This window comes from Modestobacter sp. SYSU DS0290 (assembly GCF_054050955.1).
In genome coordinates this window covers 109,012-126,156 of record NZ_JBJHAI010000002.1, presented here as the reverse complement: position 1 = coordinate 126,156, position 17,145 = coordinate 109,012, and the positions used below count along the sequence as shown (strand labels likewise).

The following is a 17,145-nucleotide window of genomic DNA, read 5'->3' as shown; positions in this document are numbered from 1 at the left end:
GACGCACGGGGCGTCCGGGGCAGTCATCGACATCGGGGGCGGGGCTCTCCAGCGGGCCGGTGACCACCCGCCCCGAACGGGTGACGGGTCAGATCACCTGCTCGGTCGGCAGGATGGTGATCTCGGTCAGGTTGACGTGCCGGGGCACCGAGGCGATGAACGCGACGGTCTCGGCGACGTCCGCCGAGGAGAGGACGTCGATCTGCGCGATGAGGTCGGCCATCAGCTTGCTCGCGTCGGGGTCGGTCACGTGGTCGGGCAGCTCGGTGTCGACCATGCCCGGCTCGATGGTCGAGACCCGGACCTTCTTGCGCCCCAGCTCCGTGCGCAGCAGCCGGCTGAGCTGCGTGACGTAGGCCTTGGTGCCGGAGTAGACCTGGAACCTCTCCAGCACCCGGACGGCGGCGATCGAGGAGGTGGTGATCAGGTCGGCGGGCCGTCCCTCCCCTGCTGCCTGCTCCAGGTCGCGGACGAACGCCTGGATGGTGTTCATGACGCCGGTGACGTTCAGGCCGATCTGGGTGTCCCAGTCCTCCACCCGCAGGTCGGTGATCGAGGAGATCAGCTGCACACCGGCGTTGGCGAAGACGAGGTCGACGGTGCCCCACTCGGCGGTGATCCGCTCGGCCGTGGCGGCGAGCGCCGCCCGGTCGGTGACGTCGGTCGGCAGCGCCAGCGCGGTGCCGCCGGCGGCGCGGATCGCGTCCTCGAGGGCGTCGAGCCGGTCCCCGCGGCGGGCGAGCAGCGCCACCTTCGCGCCGAGTCCGGCGAGCCGTTCGGCGGTGGCGGCGCCGATCCCGCTGGACGCACCGGTCACGACGGCGACGCGGCCGGCCAGCGGGGTGCCGGCGATGAGCTGGGTCCTGGTGTCCGTGGTGGTGTCGTTCATGTCCACCACTCTGTTCAGCCGTCACGCCGGTGTCGTGGCCGTCTCACACCCCCGTTACCGGGCGCCGCTACCGTGCCCGGCATGCCGACCACCGACCTCGGCGCCTTCCTCATCGCGCGCCGCGCCGCCACTCCACCGGACCCCGCCACTCCGGCGGGACGCAGGCCGCGCCGGGTGCCCGGCCTGCGCCGCGACGAGGTCGCCCAGCAGGCCGGGGTCAGCGTCGACTACTACCGGCGGCTGGAGCAGGGGCGGGAGAAGCACCCGTCCCGGCCGGTGCTGGCCGCCCTGGCGCGCACCTTCGGGCTGGCGCTCGACGAGGAGCGCCACCTCTACTCGCTGGCCGGGGTCGCGTGGCGGCTGGGCCCGGACGACGTGCGCCGGCCGGTGGACCCCGCGCTGATGCAGCTCATGCAGTCGTGGCGGGAGTCGGGGGCCTTCGTGCTGGACCCCGTGCTGGACGTCCTGGCGATGAACGCCCGGGCGGTGGAGCTCTTCGCGCCGTTCGAGGACACCACGAACCTGGTCGAGATGGTGATGCTCGACCCGGTCGGGCGCACCTTCTTCGTCGACTGGGCCACCGCCGCCCGCGCGTGCGTGGCGAACCTGCGGGCCAGCGCCGACTTCGCCGCGACCCCCCGCCGTCTGGACGAGCTGGTGCGGCGTCTCACAGCGGGGAGCCCGGAGTTCGCCGAGCTCTGGGCCCGGCACGAGGTGAAGGCCAAGACCTACGCCACCAAGGACCTGATGCACCCCGTCCTCGGCCCGATCACGGTCGGCTTCCACGCCTTCCAGGTGCCCAGCGCGCCCGGGCACCAGCTGGTCGTCTACCAGGAGCTGCCGGCCACCCACGCCGGTGGCCAGCTCGACGACCAGCGCTCCGAACGGACCGCCCAGGCCTGAACGCGCGACCGGCTGCGGCCCGGGGCCGCAGCCGGTCGGTCCGCCGGGTGCGAGCGGTCAGGCCCGTGCAGCGAGCACGTGGTCGCGGGACTCCCGCACCTCGTCGCGGAGTGCGTCCAGGTCCACGTCGAGCACACGGCCGTCCCACTTGCGCACCTGACCGGCGATGAAGACGGCGTGCACGTTGCGCGGGTCAGCACCGAGCACGACGGTGCCCACCGGGTCGTTGAGCGGCATCGTGTTGAGGTCCTCCGCCCCGATGACCAGCAGGTCGGCCTGCTTGCCCGGGGTGATCGACCCGGTCGTCTCCCCCAGCCCGTTGGTCCGGGCGCCCTGCAGGGTCGCCAGGTCCAGCACGTCGAGCGTGCCGATCCGCGACGGCTCCCGGTCGGTGCCGTGGGCGGCCTCCACCGCACGCATCCGCTGGATGGCCAGCAACGCGCGCATCTGGGTGAACATGTCGCTGGCCAGCGCCACCTCGACGTCGATGCTGAGCCCCGGGCGGATGCCGACGGCCAGCGCCTCGTCGATGGCCGGGACGGCGGTCTCCAGGCCGATCTGCGCCTCGGACGTCGGGGCGAGCGCCACGGTGGTGCCGGTGTCCCCCATCGCCCGCCACGCGTCCCCGGTCAGCCCGGTGCAGTGGATGAGGGTCACCCGCGGTGACAGCAGCCCGGCGCGCGCCCACTCCAGGACGGCGGTCGAGGACGCCGAACCGAACACCGCGTCGACGCTCACGCCGATGTCCAGCTCCTCCGCCACCCTCGCGAGCCGCGGACCGTAGGCCAGGTCGGGACCGGCGATCTCGTCGGTCGCCAGGGTGGCCAGCCGCAGGGTCAGCAGTCCGTCGCGGGAGCTGAACCACTGCTCCTTCAGCCGGGTCAGGTCCGCCGGCCACTGGTGCTCCCACTCGCCGAAGTGCGGCCGCATGGAGGCGTGCACGCCACGGATGCCCGTGTCGGCCAGCGCCTGCACCGCGGCGTCCGAGTGGGCGGCGCTGCGTGCGTTGTGCGCGAAGTCCAGCATGCAGGTGATGCCGCAGTCGATCGCGGTGAGCGCCGCCAGCCGCGTGCCGGTGTGGACGTCCTCCGGCCGGTAGGCCGGAGCGATGCCGGCCAGGGTCGACGTGACGTAGGCCCCGAGGTCGTCGACGTCGGGCATGATCCGGCGCAGCTGGGCCTCCCAGGCGTGCCGGTGGGTGTCCACGAAGCCCGGGGTGACCAGCTGGTCGGTGACGTCCACGGCGAGCGCCCCCGCGGCCGCCGGGGTGGCGTGCAGATCGGGGCCCACCGCCTCGATCCGGTCGCCGTGCAGGAGGACGTCGGCGCGCGGCAGCACCCCCCTGGCCGGGTCCATGGTCACGACGGTCCCGCCGGTGAGCAGCACGCGGCGGTCAGGGTCGGCGGACCGGCGGCGCAGCTGGTCCAGGAGGGCGCTGCTGAGCAGGTGCTCGGTGGTCACGGTGTCTCCTCGGTCGACGGGGCCGGTCGGTCGGGCGGCCTCGCTCATCGGCGGGTCATCCGGTAGCCGGCGTGGTGCAGGACGCCGTCCCGCACCTCGCCGTAGGCCCAGAAGCCCAGGTCGTCGAGGTAGTCGACGCGGTCGCCGTCGACCCAGTAGCGCCCCTGGAAGGCATGCCGCCGCCCACCGCGGGTCTCGTCGTAGCGGCCGTCGGGGAGCAGCTCCTGCACGAGGAAGCCGGTCTCGTCGACCCAGGCGCCGACGAGACCGTGCGGTGCGGTCGGCCGCACCCCGGGCCGCGCGGCCTGCCCGGCCACGTCACGGGTCACCGGGCGGCCGCGGAACAGGCGGACCGCACCGCCCACGACCAGCACGTCGAGGTGGCTCCCCCGGTCGGGGACCGCGCCGGCCGGCGTCCCCGGCGGGTCCGCCAGGCGCAGGACCGCCACGTCCGCCGGGGACCCGGGGACCAGCGCGCCGCCCCCGGCGGCTGAGGTGAAGTCCGCCCGGGCGGGCAGCACGACCGTGCCCGTGCAGTCGACGACGAGCATGCCGTCGTCCCCCGCCGCGCTGAGCAGGCCCGGGCCGACCCCCACGATGACCGAGCCCCCGATCAGGACGTCGGCCTGCGCCCAGTCACCCATCCCCGGGTCCTGGCTGACGACGGTCCCCCCGGCGAGCAGCACCGGGCGGGGGTTGCCCGCGGCGAGGTGCCGGATCGCCTCCAGCGTCTGCTCGTCGCGTGTCCCCAGGGGGGCGGGCGTCGAGGTGGTCATGTCGGTTCCTCCCGTGCGAAGCGGCTGGTGTCCTGCGCCCGTTCCGGGCGCACCTCCACCATCGCCGTCCGCGGGAGCGGGAGGGAGGCCGCAGCACTCCCCCCCTCACCGCACCCCTGGTGGCCCGCCGGAGCGGCGGGTCACCGGGCCCCGGCTCAGACGAAGGCGCCCATGCCGGTGATCGAGCGGCCCACGATGAGGGTGTTCATCTCGCGGGTGCCCTCGTAGGAGTAGAGCGCCTCGGCGTCGTTGAAGTACCGGACGACGTCGTGGTCCAGGACGATGCCGTTGCCGCCGAACAGCTCGCGGGCCATGGCGACGGTCTCCCGGCCGCGGCTGGTCACGTAGCTCTTCGCCAGCGCCGCCTGGTCGTCACCGAGGGCGTCGACCTCCTGCAGCTGGGAGATCCGCACGGTCATCCCCATGCTGGCGGTGACGTTGCCGAGCATCTTGGCCAGCAGGTCCTGGATCAGCTGGAAGCCACCGATCGGCCGGCCGAACTGCTCGCGGCTCCGCGCGTAGGCGACCGCTGCCTCGTAGGCGCCGACCTGGCAGCCGACGCCGCTCCAGGCCACCCCGCCGCGGGTCACCTTCAGCACCTTGTTGACGTCGCGGAAGGAGTTGCCGCCCTCGAGCTTGTTGCCCGCGGGGATGCGGCACCCGGTGAAGGTCAGGTCGGCGTTCTGCACCGTGCGCAGCGCGAACTTGTCCTCGATCTTGCTGGCGGTGAAACCGGGGGTGCCCTTCTCCACGACGAAGGTCTTCACCTGGTCGTCGGCGACGTCGCGGGCGAACACCACGACGACGTCGGCGAAGGTGCCGTTGCCGATCCAGCGCTTGGCGCCGTCGAGCACCCACTCGTCGCCGTCGCGCCGGGCGGTGGTGCGCATGCCGCGGGCGACGTCGGACCCGCCCTCGGGCTCGGTCAGCGCGAAGGCGCCGATCGTCTCCATCGCCATCATCGAGGGGATCCAGCGCTGCCGCTGCTCCTCCGAGCCCAGGATCATGATCGAGCCCATGGCCAGGCCGTTGTGCACGCCGAGGAAGGTGGCCATCGAGGCGTCCACCCGGGCCAGCTCCATGGACTGGAACCCGGTGAACAGCCGGGACGCACGGGGACGCCCCGCCCAGTCGTAGGAGCGCCCGACGATGTCGGCCTCGGCGAACTTCGGGATCAGGTCCATCGGGAACTCGGCGGCGGCCCAGGCCGCGTTGACCCGCGGCTTGATCTCCGACTCCAGGAACTCCCGGAGGGCCAGCAGGTCCTTCTGCTCCTCGTCGCTGAGCAGCGACTGGAAGGCGAAGAAGTCGGCGGGCAGCAGCAGGTCGGTGGTCACGCGGGTGGCCTCTCTCGGGTCGTCGACGTCGACCTGGCCGACGGTACTACTCGTCAGTAACAAGCGTTCGACGGCGGTACCCACCACCCGCTCACCGGCGACCTGGTGTGCGGCGGCAGCGGGTGGGGCAGGGAGCGGACACCCCCGCCGGGCACCCGGCGGCCGACACCGCAGGAGCCCACGATGAGCCGCACCACCCTCCCCGGCCACCGTTCCCGCTGGCGCGCCGCCGCCGCGGGGCTCGCCATCGCCACCGTCTCGTTCACCACGGCCGCCTGCGGCGGCGAGGAGGGCGAGGGCGGCGGCACCGGCGTCGTCGAGGACGGCGGCGGGGACCAGGAGGAGGACGGCGGCGGGGACCAGGAGGAGGACGGCGGCGGGGACGGCGGCGGGGACCAGGAGGAGGACGGCGAGGACGACTGAGCAGGCGCACCTTCGGCCGCCGGACCGGGGAGGGCCCTGCCCGCCGCCCGGGAGGGCGCTGGCAGGCTAGGTGACCGGGCGCGGTCCGGCGCGCCGCCGTCCCCAGGCGGAGCCCCCGTCCACCGGTCCCGGGACCGGCGCCCACCGCCGACGCCGCTCCCCCACGCTGGGACACCCGACCGACGAGGAGGTCCCGTGCCGGGGACGACGACCGCCGACGACGTGCTGCGACTGCTGCTGGCCGGTGGCCGGCTGGCGGCCGAACCCGGGGTCCGGGTCGCCGACCTGGACCGGGTCGTCGTCCGGCTGACCAGCCGCGACCCGGGCGTGGACAGCGACGGCCAGGCCCAGCAGGTGCTCAGCGACCTGCTCCCCCGGCTGTGGGAGGGGGGCTGGCAGCCGGCGGACGTCGTGCACGTGGTGCGCCGCCGGGCCACCCAGCGCGCCGCCCGGCTGGCGGCCACGGTGATCGCCGGGTCCGCCCCCGCCGGCACCGGGTCCGCGCCGGCAGCCTGGTCGGCCCAGCTGGCCGCGCTGGACGCCCGCGGCGGCACCGTCGCGGAGTGGTGGCGCGCCGAGGGCGTCGCCGCTCCGGCAGCCTGGCGGGAGGTGCTGCGGGTCATCGGGGTGCTGCGCGCGCTGCCCCGGGTGGAGGAGCTGCTGCCGCCGCCGTCCCGGTGGTCGGCGGGCGCCGCTCCCGGCCCGGCCGTGGTCACCGACGAACGGGTGCTGGGCCGGATCCGCGGCCTGCTCGCCAAGGCGGAGTCCACCGAGTTCGCGGCGGAGGCCGAGGCGCTGACGGCCAAGGCGCAGGCGCTCATGGCCCGGTACGCGATCGACGCCGCGATGGGCGGCGCGACCCCCGGCCCCGGCGAGGGCGAGGTCATCGCCCGCCGGTTCCACCTCGACGACCCGCACGTGGAGGCCAAGGCGGCGGTGCTGCAGGGCGTCGCCGCGGCCAACGGCGTGCGGGTGGTGCTGATGCCCGCGTTCGGCATCGCCACGCTGGTCGGGTTCGCCGCCGACCTGGACCTGGTCGAGCTGCTGGTCACCTCACTGCTGGTGCAGGCCGGCCGCGCGCTCGACCTGGAGTCGCGCGAGGGCGGTGCCCGTACCCGGTCGACGGCGTGGCGACGGGGGTTCTGGCTGGCCTACGCCGCGCGGGTCGCCGAGCGGCTCACCGAGGCCCGCGACGCGGCGCGCACGGAGGCGCGGGCCACGTACGGCGGCGCACTCGTGCCGTTGCTGGCAGATCGGGAGACCGCGGTCGACCGCGCGGTCGAGGAGCTGTTCCCACACGTCCGCAGGCGGCAGGGGCCGATGGTCGACCCGGCCGGCTGGGACGCCGGGCGGCGCGCCGCGGACGACGCCGACCTCGGCGGCGGCCGCAGCGCCCTGCCCAGCGCTCCCTGAGGCCGCCGGCCTCAGATCAGCACGTCGAAGGTGGATCCCAGCTCGAACGCGAGCATCGCCTGCTGCGTCAGGTCGGTGGCGGTGCTGAGCCACCCGGCCACGTAGAGCAGCTGCTCGGGCGTCACGTCGTCCAGCGACGCCACCCCGGCGGCCAGCGCCGCCTGCCCCACTGCGTTGCACGCCAACACCATCATCATCGACCCCTTCCGTCCCAGGAGAGGTCGGCAGCCCGGGCGGGACCTTGAGCCCCGGTCGTCCGGGTGGGCGGCCACCGCCCCCGAAGGGGTCAGGCCAGGCCGGCGAGCAGCATCCGCAGCAACGCCTCGTAGGTGGCGGCCGGGTCGGGGGTCAACACCGCCCCGCCGAGCTCCAGGCTGACCGCCCCGTGCACCGAGCTCCAGATCAGCTGGGCGGCCTCGGTCGCGTCCCCGTCGCGCAGCGCGCCGCGCGCCATCGCGTACCGCACGTGCTCGACCAGCGCCTCGAAGGCGGCGGACGCGTGCGCGAGGAGTTCGTCGGCACCCTCGGTGGGCAGCGGCCGACCACCGAACATCGCCCCGTAGTGCTGCGGCCGGTCCAGCGCGAACCGCCGGTAGTTGCGCCCACTGGCCAGCAGCCGGGCCAGCGGATCGGGGTCGTCGTCGGCGGTGACCGCGGCCCGCAGCCCGTCGAAACCACGCACCAGCACCGCGGCGATCAGGCCGTCCTTGCTGCCGAAGCGGTTGTAGACGCCCATCGGCGCCACTCCCGCCTCGGTCGCGACGGCCCGCACGGTGACCGCACCCAGCCCCTCACGCACCAGCACGCGCTCGGCGGCGTCGACCAACGCCTGCTCGACCGCGCGGCTCGGGGTGCGCCCGGAACCGGGCCTGACATCTGTCACGACCTCATCCTGCTGCACGGATTCCCCTTGCCCGCCTGTAGAACGCCGTCCTACTGTTTTGAAACACCGTTCTACAAGCCGGAGGCTGCGATGACCACTCCCCCGCCCGCACCCGCCACCCGCCGGTGGTGGGTGCTCGCCGTGCTCTGCCTGTCCGTGCTGCTGGTCAGCATCGACAACACGATCGTCAACGTCGCGCTGCCGACCATCAGCCGCGAGCTGGCGGCGAGCACCCGCGACCTGCAGTGGGTCGTCGACGGCTACACGCTGGCCTTCGCCGCACTGCTGCTGCTCGGCGGCGCGCTCGGCGACCGGTTCGGCCGGCGGCGGGTGCTCCAGGCCGGGCTGACCGCCTTCGCGCTCACCTCGGCGCTGGCCTCGCTGGCCACCAGCACCGACCAGCTCATCGCCGGCCGCGCGGCGATGGGCGTGGCCGCCGCCGCGATCTACCCGGCGACCCTGGCCCTGCTGGTCACCACGTTCACCGACCGGCGCGAGCGGGCCACCGCGCTGGGCATCTGGTCCGCGGTCACCGGGCTGTCGGTGGCGATCGGCCCGGTCACCGGCGGGCTGCTGCTCGAGCACTTCTCGTGGGGCTCGGTCTTCCTCGTCAACCTGCCGGTCGCGGCGGTGGCCCTCGTCGCCGGCCGGCTGCTGGTCCCCGAGTCGCGCGCCCCGCGGGCACACCGCTTCGACCTGGCGGGCGCCGCTGCCTCGGTGGTCGGCATCGGCCTGCTGGTCTGGACGACGATCGAGGCACCCGGGCACGGCTGGGGCTCGGCGACCACCCTCCTCGGCTACGTGGTGGCCGTCCTGGTGCTCGCCGGGTTCGTCCTCCGCGAGCTCCGCACGACCGAGCCGCTGCTGGACGTCCGGCTGTTCCGCGACCCGCGGGTGTCGGTCGGCAGCGGGGCGATCGCGCTGGCCTTCTTCAGCCTCTTCGGGTTCATTTTCATGATCACTCAGTACTTCCAGTCGGTCCGCGGCTACGGCACCCTGACCGCGGGCGTGGCCACCCTCCCGTTCGCCACCGTCATCGGCGTCACCGCACCGCTGGCGATCATCGCGATGCGGGCACTCGGCACCAAGCTCGTGGTCGCCGCCGGGCTGCTGACCATGGCCGCCGGGTTCGCCGTCGCCACCGGCACCACCCTGGAGTCCGGCTACTGGGGCCGGATCGTCGTGGCGATGGTCCTGATGGCGGCCGGCCTGGGCCTGGTCACCAGCCCGGCCACCGAGGCGGTGATGGGCGCGCTGCGCGGCGACCAGGCCGGTGCGGGATCCGCGGTCAACGACACCGTCCGCGAGGTGGGCGGCACGCTGGGCGTCGCGGTGGTCGGCTCGGTGCTGAGCACCGTGTACGGGCCGGCCGTGGTCGACGGGCTGACCGCCGCCGGCGCCCCGGCCCCGGCGGCCGAGAGCGCGGCCGACTCGGTGTTCGCCGGGCTGGCGGTGGCCGAACGGCTCGCCGACCCGGCCACCGCCGCCGTCCAGCAGGCCTTCCTGGACGGCGTCACCACCGGGTCGTGGGTCTGCGCGGTGGCCAGCGCGGCCGGCGCCGGCGTCGTCCTGGCCTTCCTGCCCGCCCGGCACCGCACGCCGGACCCGGTGGCCGAACCGGTCGCGGCCTAGCTGGGACCGCCGCCGGCGCGCGGGTCGAAGGGCTCGCGGCCCGGCGGCAGGTTGGACAGGTCCGGGGCGACGACGGTCGCCTCGGAGCTGTCCGGCAGCGCGAGGGTCGGGACGGCCGGCTCGAGCAGCAGGTCGCCGGTGCCGCGCGCCATCGTCTGGCCGCGGAAGAACGCCGGGGCGACGAGGTTCCACACGGCCATCAGCACCAGCCCGAGCACCAGCGAGCCGACGCCGACGACGAAGACGCCGCCCACCCCGCCGATCACCGTGTAGCCGTAGTCGGGGTCGGCGTACTCGACGCAGGCGAGCACGAAGACCAGCAGCATGAACAGCCCGCCGAGCAGCGGCAGCACGAGGCGCATGAGCACGTCGCGCGCCGATCGCAGCGAGCGGCGGAACCCCCACGCGGCGGCGAAGCCGGTCAGCCCGTAGTAGAAGGCGATGAGCATGCCGGTGGCGGTGATCGAGTCGATCAGCACGTTCTCGCTGACCAGGGTGAGCCCGACGTAGAAGGCGATCGAGACGGTGCCCATCCAGATCGTCGACACCGTCGGCGTCAGGTACCGCGGGTGGATCCGGGCGAAGGACCGGGGCAGCGCGCCGTAGGCGGCCATCGACAGCGTCCCGCGGGCGGTGGGCAGGATCGTCGTCTGGGTGCAGGCGGCGGCCGAGGTGAGCACCGAGACGATCAGCAGCGCCTCGAACGCCCGACCGGCGAGGTCGTCGCCGAAGACCGTCGCGCCGAGGGCGGCGAAGACGTCCTCGGCGTTCGCCTCGTTGCCCAGCCCGATCCCCTCGGCGCCGACCCCGGCGAAGGCGACGGTGGCCACCGAGACGACGACGTAGATGCCCACCAGCAGCACCGTGGAGATGATCGCCGCGCGGCCCGGGGAGCGGGTGGGGTCGGCGGTCTCCTCGTTCACCGCCAGCGCGGAGTCCCAGCCCCAGTAGATGAAGATCGCCAGCAGCGCGGCCTCGGTCAGCGCCGGCCAGCTCACCCCCGACGGCCACAGCCATGACAGCGAGGGCGTCAGCGACCCCGCGGGGGCGCCGCCGCCGTAGACCTTGACCAGCGCGTAGCCGGCGAAGGCGACCAGGACGACGACCTCGATGGCCAGCAGCACCTTCTGCAGCCGCGCGGTCGGCTCGATCCCGCGGTAGCAGATCCAGGTCATCAGGGCGATCCAGCCGACGCCGGCCGCCGTCGTCCACAGCGTGCTCTCGGCGAGCGAGTCCAGCCCGACCAGGCGATAGCCGTAGGAGCCGGCGATCTGCGCCAGGTTGGCCATCACGATGACGTCGGCGGCGATGATCCCCCAGCCGCCCATCCACCCGGTCCGCGGGCCGAAGGCCCGCGCCGCCCAGGTGAAGGTGGTGCCGCAGTCGGGCTCCCGCTTGTTCAGCTCCGAGTAGGCGACCGCGATCAGCCACATCGGCACGAACGCCAGCAGCATGACCGCCGGCGCCTTGACCCCGACGGCGATGACGACGAAGCCCAGCGTCGCGGCGAGCGCGTAGGCCGGCGCGGTCGACGAGACGCCGAGGACGATGGAGGACGCCAGCCCCAGCGCGCCGCGCTTGAGCCCCTTGTCGACCGCCTGCCCCTCGACCCGCGGCGGCGCGAGCTGCCCACCCGCCGGGGACGAGGTGCTCACGCCGGGGTCGCCATCGGTTGCATGCCACGGTTATCGCACAGCGGCGCGCCGGACGGCGAACCAGGGTGACTCTGCCGACGGCACGGACGTGATCTGCGTCCAGGGTGGTTGCGTCAGCCCGGTGGCGCGTGACATAACTCCCTGTCAGGTGCTCAACAGCGAGCCGTGACTCCTCGGCGCGTGCCGGGCATCGACGTGGATGGTGACTGTGGGAGACCCGACCGGGGTCGGCGGGGCGTCAGGGTACGAGCAGGAGACCGCCCAGCTGCGGGCCCAGCTCGCGATCGCCGCGGCCGAGATCGGCACGTTCGACTGGGACCTGGTCAGCAGGCGCCTGGTCTGGGACGAGCGGCTGATCCAGCTGTTCGGGTACGAGGCCGCCACCTTCGAGCAGACGATCGACGCCTTCAACGCCCGGGTGCACCCCGACGACCTGGCGCGGGTGACCGAGGCGCTGAACACCGCCATCGCCGAGTGCGGCGAGTTCGACGCGGTCTACCGCATCGCCGTGCCGGAGGCCGAGCCGCGCTGGGTGTCGGCCCGGGGCAAGGCACTGCCCGGCACCGACGGCACCGCCGTCCGCCTCATCGGCGTGGCCTCCGACGTCACCGCGGCGCTCGACGGCGAGGCCCGGGTGACCCGCGTGCTGGAGGCGATGCCGGCCGGCTTCTACTCCCTGGACCCCGAGTGGCGGTTCACCCACGTCAACGCCGAGGCCGAGCGCCTGCTGCACCACTCCCGTGAGGAGCTGCTCGGCCGGGTCGTGTGGGAGGCCTTCCCCGCTGCGGTCAACAGCCTGTTCGAGGAGCGGTTCCTCGAGGCGGTGGCCACCGGGAAGCCGATCGCGTTCGACGCCCACTACCCGGCGCCGCTCAACGGCTGGTACGAGCTGCGCGCCTGGCCGACCCCGGAGGGGCTGTCGGTCTACTTCCTGGAGGTCACCGAGCGCCGGCGGGCGCAGGACCGGGCCGAGCGCGCTGCCCGGCGGCTGGCCCTGCTCGCCCAGGTGAGCGCCGAGCTGGCCGGCACCCTGGACGTGCAGGCGGCGACGGCGCGGCTGCCGCGGATCGTCGTCCCGGCGCTGGCCGACTTCTGCATCGTCACCGTGATCGACGACGACGGGCACCCCCGCGACGTCGGCAGCTGGCACGTCGACCCGGCCAGCCGCGCCCTGCTGGAGCGCTACGCGGACGTCCGGCTGGACGCGATGCCGGTGACCGCCCCGGTGGCGCGGGCGCTGTACTCGGACCAGGCGGTCTCCTTCCGTGGTGAGGACGTGGCCCAGCTGCTGCCCGTCGGCCCCGCCCGGGAGCTGATCACCATGCTCGACCCGGGCAGCGAGGTGGCGCTGCCGCTGCGGGCCCGCGGCCGCACGCTGGGCCTGCTCACCCTCTTCTACGCCGACGGCCACGAGCCCACCGACGAGGACGTCGCCGTCGCCCAGGACGTCGCCGACCGGGCCGGGCTGGCGCTGGACAACGCCCGGCTGTTCAGCCAGCAGCAGCAGATGGCCGAGGGCCTGCAGCGCAGCCTGCTCACCGAGCCGCCCGAGCCCGACCACGCCGAGATCGTGGTGCGGTACCTGCCCGCGGCCGAGGCGGCCCGGGTGGGCGGCGACTGGTACGACGCGTTCCTGCAGCCCAACGGTTCGACCATGCTGGTCATCGGCGACGTGGTCGGCCACGACACCGCGGCCGCTGCGGCGATGGGCCAGGTGCGCAGCCTGCTGCGCGGCATCGCGGTCTACAGCGACGCCCAGCCCGCAGAGGTGCTGCGCGGGCTGGACACGGCGATGGCGGCGCTGCAGCTGGACACGATCGCCACCGCGGCCGTCGCCCGGTTCGAGCAGACCGACGACGAGCGCGAGCGCGGGGTGACCCGGATGATCTGGGCCAACGCCGGGCACCTGCCGCCACTGGCACTGCACCCCGACGGCAGCGTCGCGGTGCTCGCCGACTGGAAGGCCGACCTGCTGCTCGGCGTGGACTCGGCAGCGGTGCGCACCGACTCGGTGGTCACCCTGGACCGGGGCGCGACGGTGCTGCTCTACACCGACGGGCTCATCGAGCGCCGGGACGCCGACCTGGACACGGGGCTGGACCGGCTGCGCACCGCGCTGGCGGAGCTCGCCGACCGGCCGCTGCAGGAGCTGTGCGACGAGCTGATCGAGCGGCTGGTCGAGGGCAAGCCGGACGACGACGTCGCCCTGGTGGCCGTGCGGCTGCACCCGCAGGACCGGCCCCGGCCACCCGAGGCCGGCCCCAACCGGGTGCCCGACCTGGTGCCGGACGACCCCACGACGCCCTGACCGCCCCGGGGAGCTGACGGCTCGCTGCCCGCCCGGCCCCCGCGGTCCGCCACCTTGGGGTGACGGACCGCGCCTGGACGTGGTGAGGGGCGGCCGGGCGGCCGACGGTGTGGGCATGCCATTCCGCCGCGCTGCGCTCCGCGACGTGCCGAGCGTGGTCGCCCGCCCCCCGCTGCTCGCGGTGGTGGTGCTCGCGGTGGCGGCGCTCGCTCTCGTCGTGCTGGTCGCCGCCGTGCCCGGCCCCGCGACCGTCCCGCTGGCCGCTGCGCTGCTGGTGGGCGCGGTCGCCGTGCTGGTGCACCGCGGCGCCTCCCGCGCGGATCTCGGCGTGTGGCTGCGGCTGCAGGTGACCGCGGTGGTGCTGGCGCTGGGCGTCCTGGTCACCGTCCTCCCCGCCACCCGGCCGCTCGGCGCCGTCCCGGCGGCGCTCGCGGTGGTGCTGGGCTTCCCGACCGTCTACGGCGGCCTCCTCCGGTGGAACCGGTACTCGACCAGCGCCGCGGACCCCAACGACGTGCTCAACGCCTCCGCCGCGGTGCTGGTCGCGGTGGCCATGGGCAACGTGGCCGTCGACCTGCTCGGCGGACGGGTCGCCGCACTGCCCGAGTGGCAGCTGCAGCCGCTGCTGGCGGCTGCCGCGGTCGCGGTCATCCAGCTGGGCACCAGCTGGGTCATCAGCGCGGTGGCCGGCCTGCGCCGCGACCTGCGCATCTGGCTGGTCGCGGCGGCGCAGTCCGCGCTCGTCGCCGCTCTCGGGGTGGCGCTCTGGTCGGCCGGCCGGGCCGTCGGCCTCGTCGCCGCCACCACCGCGGTCGCCGTGGTCCTGATCAGCGTCGCCGCGCTGCTGCCTGCCCCCACGACCACTCCCCGGCCGGCCGACCCGGCGGACTCCACCGTCGGTGCCTTCGCCCTGATCAGCATCGCCACGACCACCCTGGTCGTCGCCTCGCTGACCGATGCGCGCAGCGCGATCACCTGGTGCGCCGGGATGGCGGCGGTGGCCTCGAGCCTGCGGCTGCTGGTCAACGTCCGCGACCTGGCCCAGCTGGCCGTGAGCCGCCGCGAGGCGCTGACCGACGAGCTGACCGGGCTGGCCAACCGCCGGGCGCTGCTGCGGCGGATCGAGGAGCTCTGCTCGGCCGGTCACCCCTTCGTCCTCGCCCTGGTCGACCTGGACCGGTTCAAGGAGGTCAACGACGGGCTGGGCCACACCGCCGGCGACGACCTGCTGCGCCGGGTGAGCCGCCGGCTGGCCGAGCACCTCCCCGCCGAGGCGCTCGTCGGCCGGCTGGGCGGTGACGAGTTCGCCGTCGTCGTCCCCGCCGGGTCGCAGGGGCGGCTGGCCGAGCTGCCCGGCGTCCTGGGCGCCGAGCTGGCCGCCCTGTCCCGGGAGCCCTACGACGTCGACGGGCTGGTGCTGCACGCCCCGGCCTGCGTCGGCACCACCGGCCACACCGCCGACGGGCACCCGAGCTCGGCCTGCGCCACGCGGCTGCTCCGGCGCGCCGACGCGGCGCTCTACGACGCCAAGCGGCACGGCGCGACGGCGGTGACCTACGACGCGGCCCGGCACGTGGACACCAGCGGCCGGATCACCCTCGTCGAGGAGCTGCGCACGGCGGTCGAGGCAGACCAGCTGGTGCTCTGGTACCAGCCGCAGGTCGACGTCGCCTCCGGGCGGACGATCGGGGTCGAGGCCCTGGTGCGGTGGCAGCACCCGGCCCGGGGGCTGCTGACGCCCGCCGACTTCCTCCCGCTCGCCGAGGCGCACGCCCTGATGGGGCCGATCACCGACCGGGTGCTCGCCGAGGCCGTACGCCAGGGCGCGGAGTGGCACCGCGCCGGGACCCCGCTACGGGTGTCGGTGAACCTGTCGGCCAGCAACCTGTCCGACACCCGGCTCCCCGCCCGCGTCGCGGCGCTGCTGGCCGAGCACCGGCTGCCGGCGTCGGCGCTGGTGCTGGAGGTGACCGAGACGGTGCTGATGACCGAGCCGGACGCCGGCCTCGTCGTCGTCCGGGCGCTGGCGGAGCTGGGGATCGCGATCAGCATCGACGACTTCGGCACCGGGTACTCCTCGCTGACCTACCTCAAGGACCTGCCGGTGACCGAGCTGAAGCTGGACCGCTCGTTCACCGCCGACCTGCTCACCGACCCCCGGACGGCGGCGATCGTGCACGGCACGATCGAGCTGGCCCACCGACTGGGCCTGCGGGTGGTGGCCGAGGGGGTGGAGACCCCGACGACGCTCGCCCGCCTGGCGCTGCTGGACTGCGACGAGAGCCAGGGCTACCTGCACTCGCGCCCGGTGCCGGCGCACGCGGTCGCGCGGTCGCTCACCGCGGGCAGCAGGCCCCCGGCCACACAGCCGGCGTGAGCGGGGCGCCGGTCAGCGGCTGACGCCGCCCCGGCCCGGCGCGCGCTCGTGCTGCTCGATGGAGTGCGGAACGGCGAAGGAGGCCGGCGGGGGCAGCACGAGCGGCACCTCCGACTCCTCCTGGGCCGCCGACCGCCGGGCGAGCACCGCCACCCCGACGACCAGCGCGACGACGCCGAAGACCTGACCGGCGGTGGCGAGCAGGCCTGGCTGCAGCCGCTCCTCGTAGACCAGGGTGGCCAGCCCGACGGCGACCAGCGGCTCGAGCACCGCCATGGCCGGGAGCATCTCGATCAGCGCACCGGACTGGTAGGCCCACTGTGCGAAGACGATCGACGCGGCGCCGCTGGCCAGCAGCACGTACGTGGTCCAGGAGGTCAGCAGCTCACCGGGCGGGTGGGCGACGACGTCCTTGAGGAGCAGCCCGGTCATGCCGAAGCCGAAGCCGGCGGCGATGCCGAGGGCGAGCGCCTTGTGCGGCGACGACGGCCGCAGCGCCCACAGGGCGGCGAGCACCATGATCGCCGCACCGGCGCCGAGGCAGGCGAGCAGCGGCGGTGGGTCGGCGAACCGCGACCCGTGGTCGGGTCTCGCGGACACGACGAAGACGGCGAGCGCGAGCACCACCAGCGCCGCGGCGACCCACTGCCCGCGGTCGGGCAGGGTGCGACCGGGGTGCCGCCGGTCGATCAGCGCACCGAGGGCCAGGGAGAGCACGAGCCCGCCGGACAGCAGCGGCTGGACGATGACCACCGGGCCGAACGTCAGCGCGGCGGCGTGCAGCAGGAAGCCGACCAGGGCGGCGAGCTGACCGAGCAGCCAGCCGCGGTGCCGGACCAGCCGGCCGACCAGCCGCAGCACGGCTCCGTCGGGCAGGGACTCCCCCGCTGACGTCGCACACCGGTGCTGCACCACCGTGGAGGTGGCGAAGGCACACGCCGACAGCAGCGCCAGGACGATGGCCGCGGTCACGTCGGCGAGTCCACCACACGATCGCCGACCTGGCCGGGTGGCGGCCGGGATCACCGGCTCAGCAGGCACTTCCGTCACAGCCGCGGACCGTTACGGTGGGCCGGGTGTGCGACGGG

The 17,145-nt window shown here is 74.7% G+C and carries 14 protein-coding genes; 6 read left to right on the top strand and 8 right to left on the bottom strand.

Going from position 1 to position 17,145, the window contains the following annotated elements:
• Positions 1-88: 88 nt before the first annotated feature.
• The gene (locus tag ACI795_RS03855) at positions 89-889 is read right to left on the bottom strand and encodes an SDR family oxidoreductase (RefSeq protein ID WP_457073895.1); all 801 of its coding nucleotides are present in this window, start codon (positions 887-889) and stop codon (positions 89-91) included.
• 81 nt (positions 890-970) lie between these two features.
• Between ACI795_RS03855 and ACI795_RS03850 the strand changes: the two genes are divergently transcribed.
• Positions 971-1,792, top strand: a complete 822-nt coding sequence (locus ACI795_RS03850) for a helix-turn-helix transcriptional regulator (RefSeq protein ID WP_457073894.1) — start codon at positions 971-973, stop codon at positions 1,790-1,792.
• Positions 1,793-1,849: 57 nt separating this feature from the next.
• Here the strand turns inward: ACI795_RS03850 and ACI795_RS03845 are convergent, their stop codons facing one another.
• The 3 genes from ACI795_RS03845 to ACI795_RS03835 form a co-directional block, all read right to left on the bottom strand.
• Positions 1,850-3,253 (bottom strand): amidohydrolase family protein, encoded by a 1,404-nt coding sequence (locus ACI795_RS03845; RefSeq protein WP_457073893.1) that lies wholly within the window; start codon positions 3,251-3,253, stop codon positions 1,850-1,852.
• A gap of 44 nt (positions 3,254-3,297) precedes the next feature.
• Positions 3,298-4,029 carry an Atu4866 domain-containing protein gene (locus ACI795_RS03840; protein ID WP_457073892.1) on the bottom strand — a complete coding sequence of 244 codons (732 nt, stop codon included), beginning with the start codon at positions 4,027-4,029 and terminating at the stop codon, positions 3,298-3,300.
• 155 nt (positions 4,030-4,184) lie between these two features.
• A complete protein-coding gene (locus ACI795_RS03835) occupies positions 4,185-5,366 on the bottom strand; it encodes an acyl-CoA dehydrogenase family protein (protein WP_457073891.1) in 1,182 nt (393 codons plus the stop codon).
• A gap of 183 nt (positions 5,367-5,549) precedes the next feature.
• On the opposite strand from ACI795_RS03835, the gene ACI795_RS03830 reads away from it, so the two are divergent.
• Positions 5,550-5,789, top strand: a complete 240-nt coding sequence (locus ACI795_RS03830; RefSeq protein WP_457073890.1) for a hypothetical protein — start codon at positions 5,550-5,552, stop codon at positions 5,787-5,789.
• A gap of 195 nt (positions 5,790-5,984) precedes the next feature.
• Positions 5,985-7,202 carry a DUF2786 domain-containing protein gene (locus ACI795_RS03825; protein ID WP_457073889.1) on the top strand — a complete coding sequence of 406 codons (1,218 nt, stop codon included), beginning with the start codon at positions 5,985-5,987 and terminating at the stop codon, positions 7,200-7,202.
• A gap of 11 nt (positions 7,203-7,213) precedes the next feature.
• Here the strand turns inward: ACI795_RS03825 and ACI795_RS03820 are convergent, their stop codons facing one another.
• Positions 7,214-7,399 carry a hypothetical protein gene (locus ACI795_RS03820; protein WP_457073888.1) on the bottom strand — a complete coding sequence of 62 codons (186 nt, stop codon included), beginning with the start codon at positions 7,397-7,399 and terminating at the stop codon, positions 7,214-7,216.
• An 89-nt stretch (positions 7,400-7,488) separates the two neighbouring features.
• A complete protein-coding gene (locus ACI795_RS03815) occupies positions 7,489-8,085 on the bottom strand; it encodes a TetR/AcrR family transcriptional regulator (RefSeq protein ID WP_457073887.1) in 597 nt (198 codons plus the stop codon).
• Positions 8,086-8,175: 90 nt separating this feature from the next.
• On the opposite strand from ACI795_RS03815, the gene ACI795_RS03810 reads away from it, so the two are divergent.
• Positions 8,176-9,717 (top strand): DHA2 family efflux MFS transporter permease subunit, encoded by a 1,542-nt coding sequence (locus ACI795_RS03810; RefSeq protein WP_457073886.1) that lies wholly within the window; start codon positions 8,176-8,178, stop codon positions 9,715-9,717.
• On the opposite strand, the gene ACI795_RS03805 is transcribed toward ACI795_RS03810, so the two are convergent.
• The gene (locus ACI795_RS03805; protein WP_457073885.1) at positions 9,714-11,372 is read right to left on the bottom strand and encodes an APC family permease; all 1,659 of its coding nucleotides are present in this window, start codon (positions 11,370-11,372) and stop codon (positions 9,714-9,716) included. The two genes, ACI795_RS03810 and ACI795_RS03805, sit on opposite strands and share 4 nt — an antisense overlap.
• A 208-nt stretch (positions 11,373-11,580) precedes the next feature.
• Between ACI795_RS03805 and ACI795_RS03800 the strand changes: the two genes are divergently transcribed.
• Together ACI795_RS03800 and ACI795_RS03795 are read left to right on the top strand one after the other, a co-directional pair.
• On the top strand, positions 11,581-13,680 hold the full coding sequence (locus ACI795_RS03800) for a SpoIIE family protein phosphatase (protein ID WP_457073884.1): 2,100 nt from the start codon (positions 11,581-11,583) through the stop codon (positions 13,678-13,680).
• Positions 13,681-13,795: 115 nt separating this feature from the next.
• The gene (locus ACI795_RS03795) at positions 13,796-16,057 is read left to right on the top strand and encodes a putative bifunctional diguanylate cyclase/phosphodiesterase (RefSeq protein ID WP_457073883.1); all 2,262 of its coding nucleotides are present in this window, start codon (positions 13,796-13,798) and stop codon (positions 16,055-16,057) included.
• 12 nt (positions 16,058-16,069) lie between these two features.
• Here ACI795_RS03795 and ACI795_RS03790 read toward each other — a convergent pair whose 3' ends face one another.
• The gene (locus ACI795_RS03790; RefSeq protein WP_457073882.1) at positions 16,070-17,029 is read right to left on the bottom strand and encodes a DMT family transporter; all 960 of its coding nucleotides are present in this window, start codon (positions 17,027-17,029) and stop codon (positions 16,070-16,072) included.
• Between the last annotated feature and the right edge of the window lie 116 nt (positions 17,030-17,145).

Coding starts and splice junctions, on each gene's coding strand:
- ACI795_RS03855 (WP_457073895.1), bottom strand. CDS start 889: ATGAACGACACCACCACGGACACCAGGACCCAGCTCATCGCCGGCACC.
- ACI795_RS03850 (WP_457073894.1), top strand. CDS start 971: ATGCCGACCACCGACCTCGGCGCCTTCCTCATCGCGCGCCGCGCCGCC.
- ACI795_RS03840 (WP_457073892.1), bottom strand. CDS start 4,029: ATGACCACCTCGACGCCCGCCCCCCTGGGGACACGCGACGAGCAGACG.
- ACI795_RS03830 (WP_457073890.1), top strand. CDS start 5,550: ATGAGCCGCACCACCCTCCCCGGCCACCGTTCCCGCTGGCGCGCCGCC.
- ACI795_RS03820 (WP_457073888.1), bottom strand. CDS start 7,399: ATGATGATGGTGTTGGCGTGCAACGCAGTGGGGCAGGCGGCGCTGGCC.
- ACI795_RS03810 (WP_457073886.1), top strand. CDS start 8,176: ATGACCACTCCCCCGCCCGCACCCGCCACCCGCCGGTGGTGGGTGCTC.
- ACI795_RS03795 (WP_457073883.1), top strand. CDS start 13,796: ATGCCATTCCGCCGCGCTGCGCTCCGCGACGTGCCGAGCGTGGTCGCC.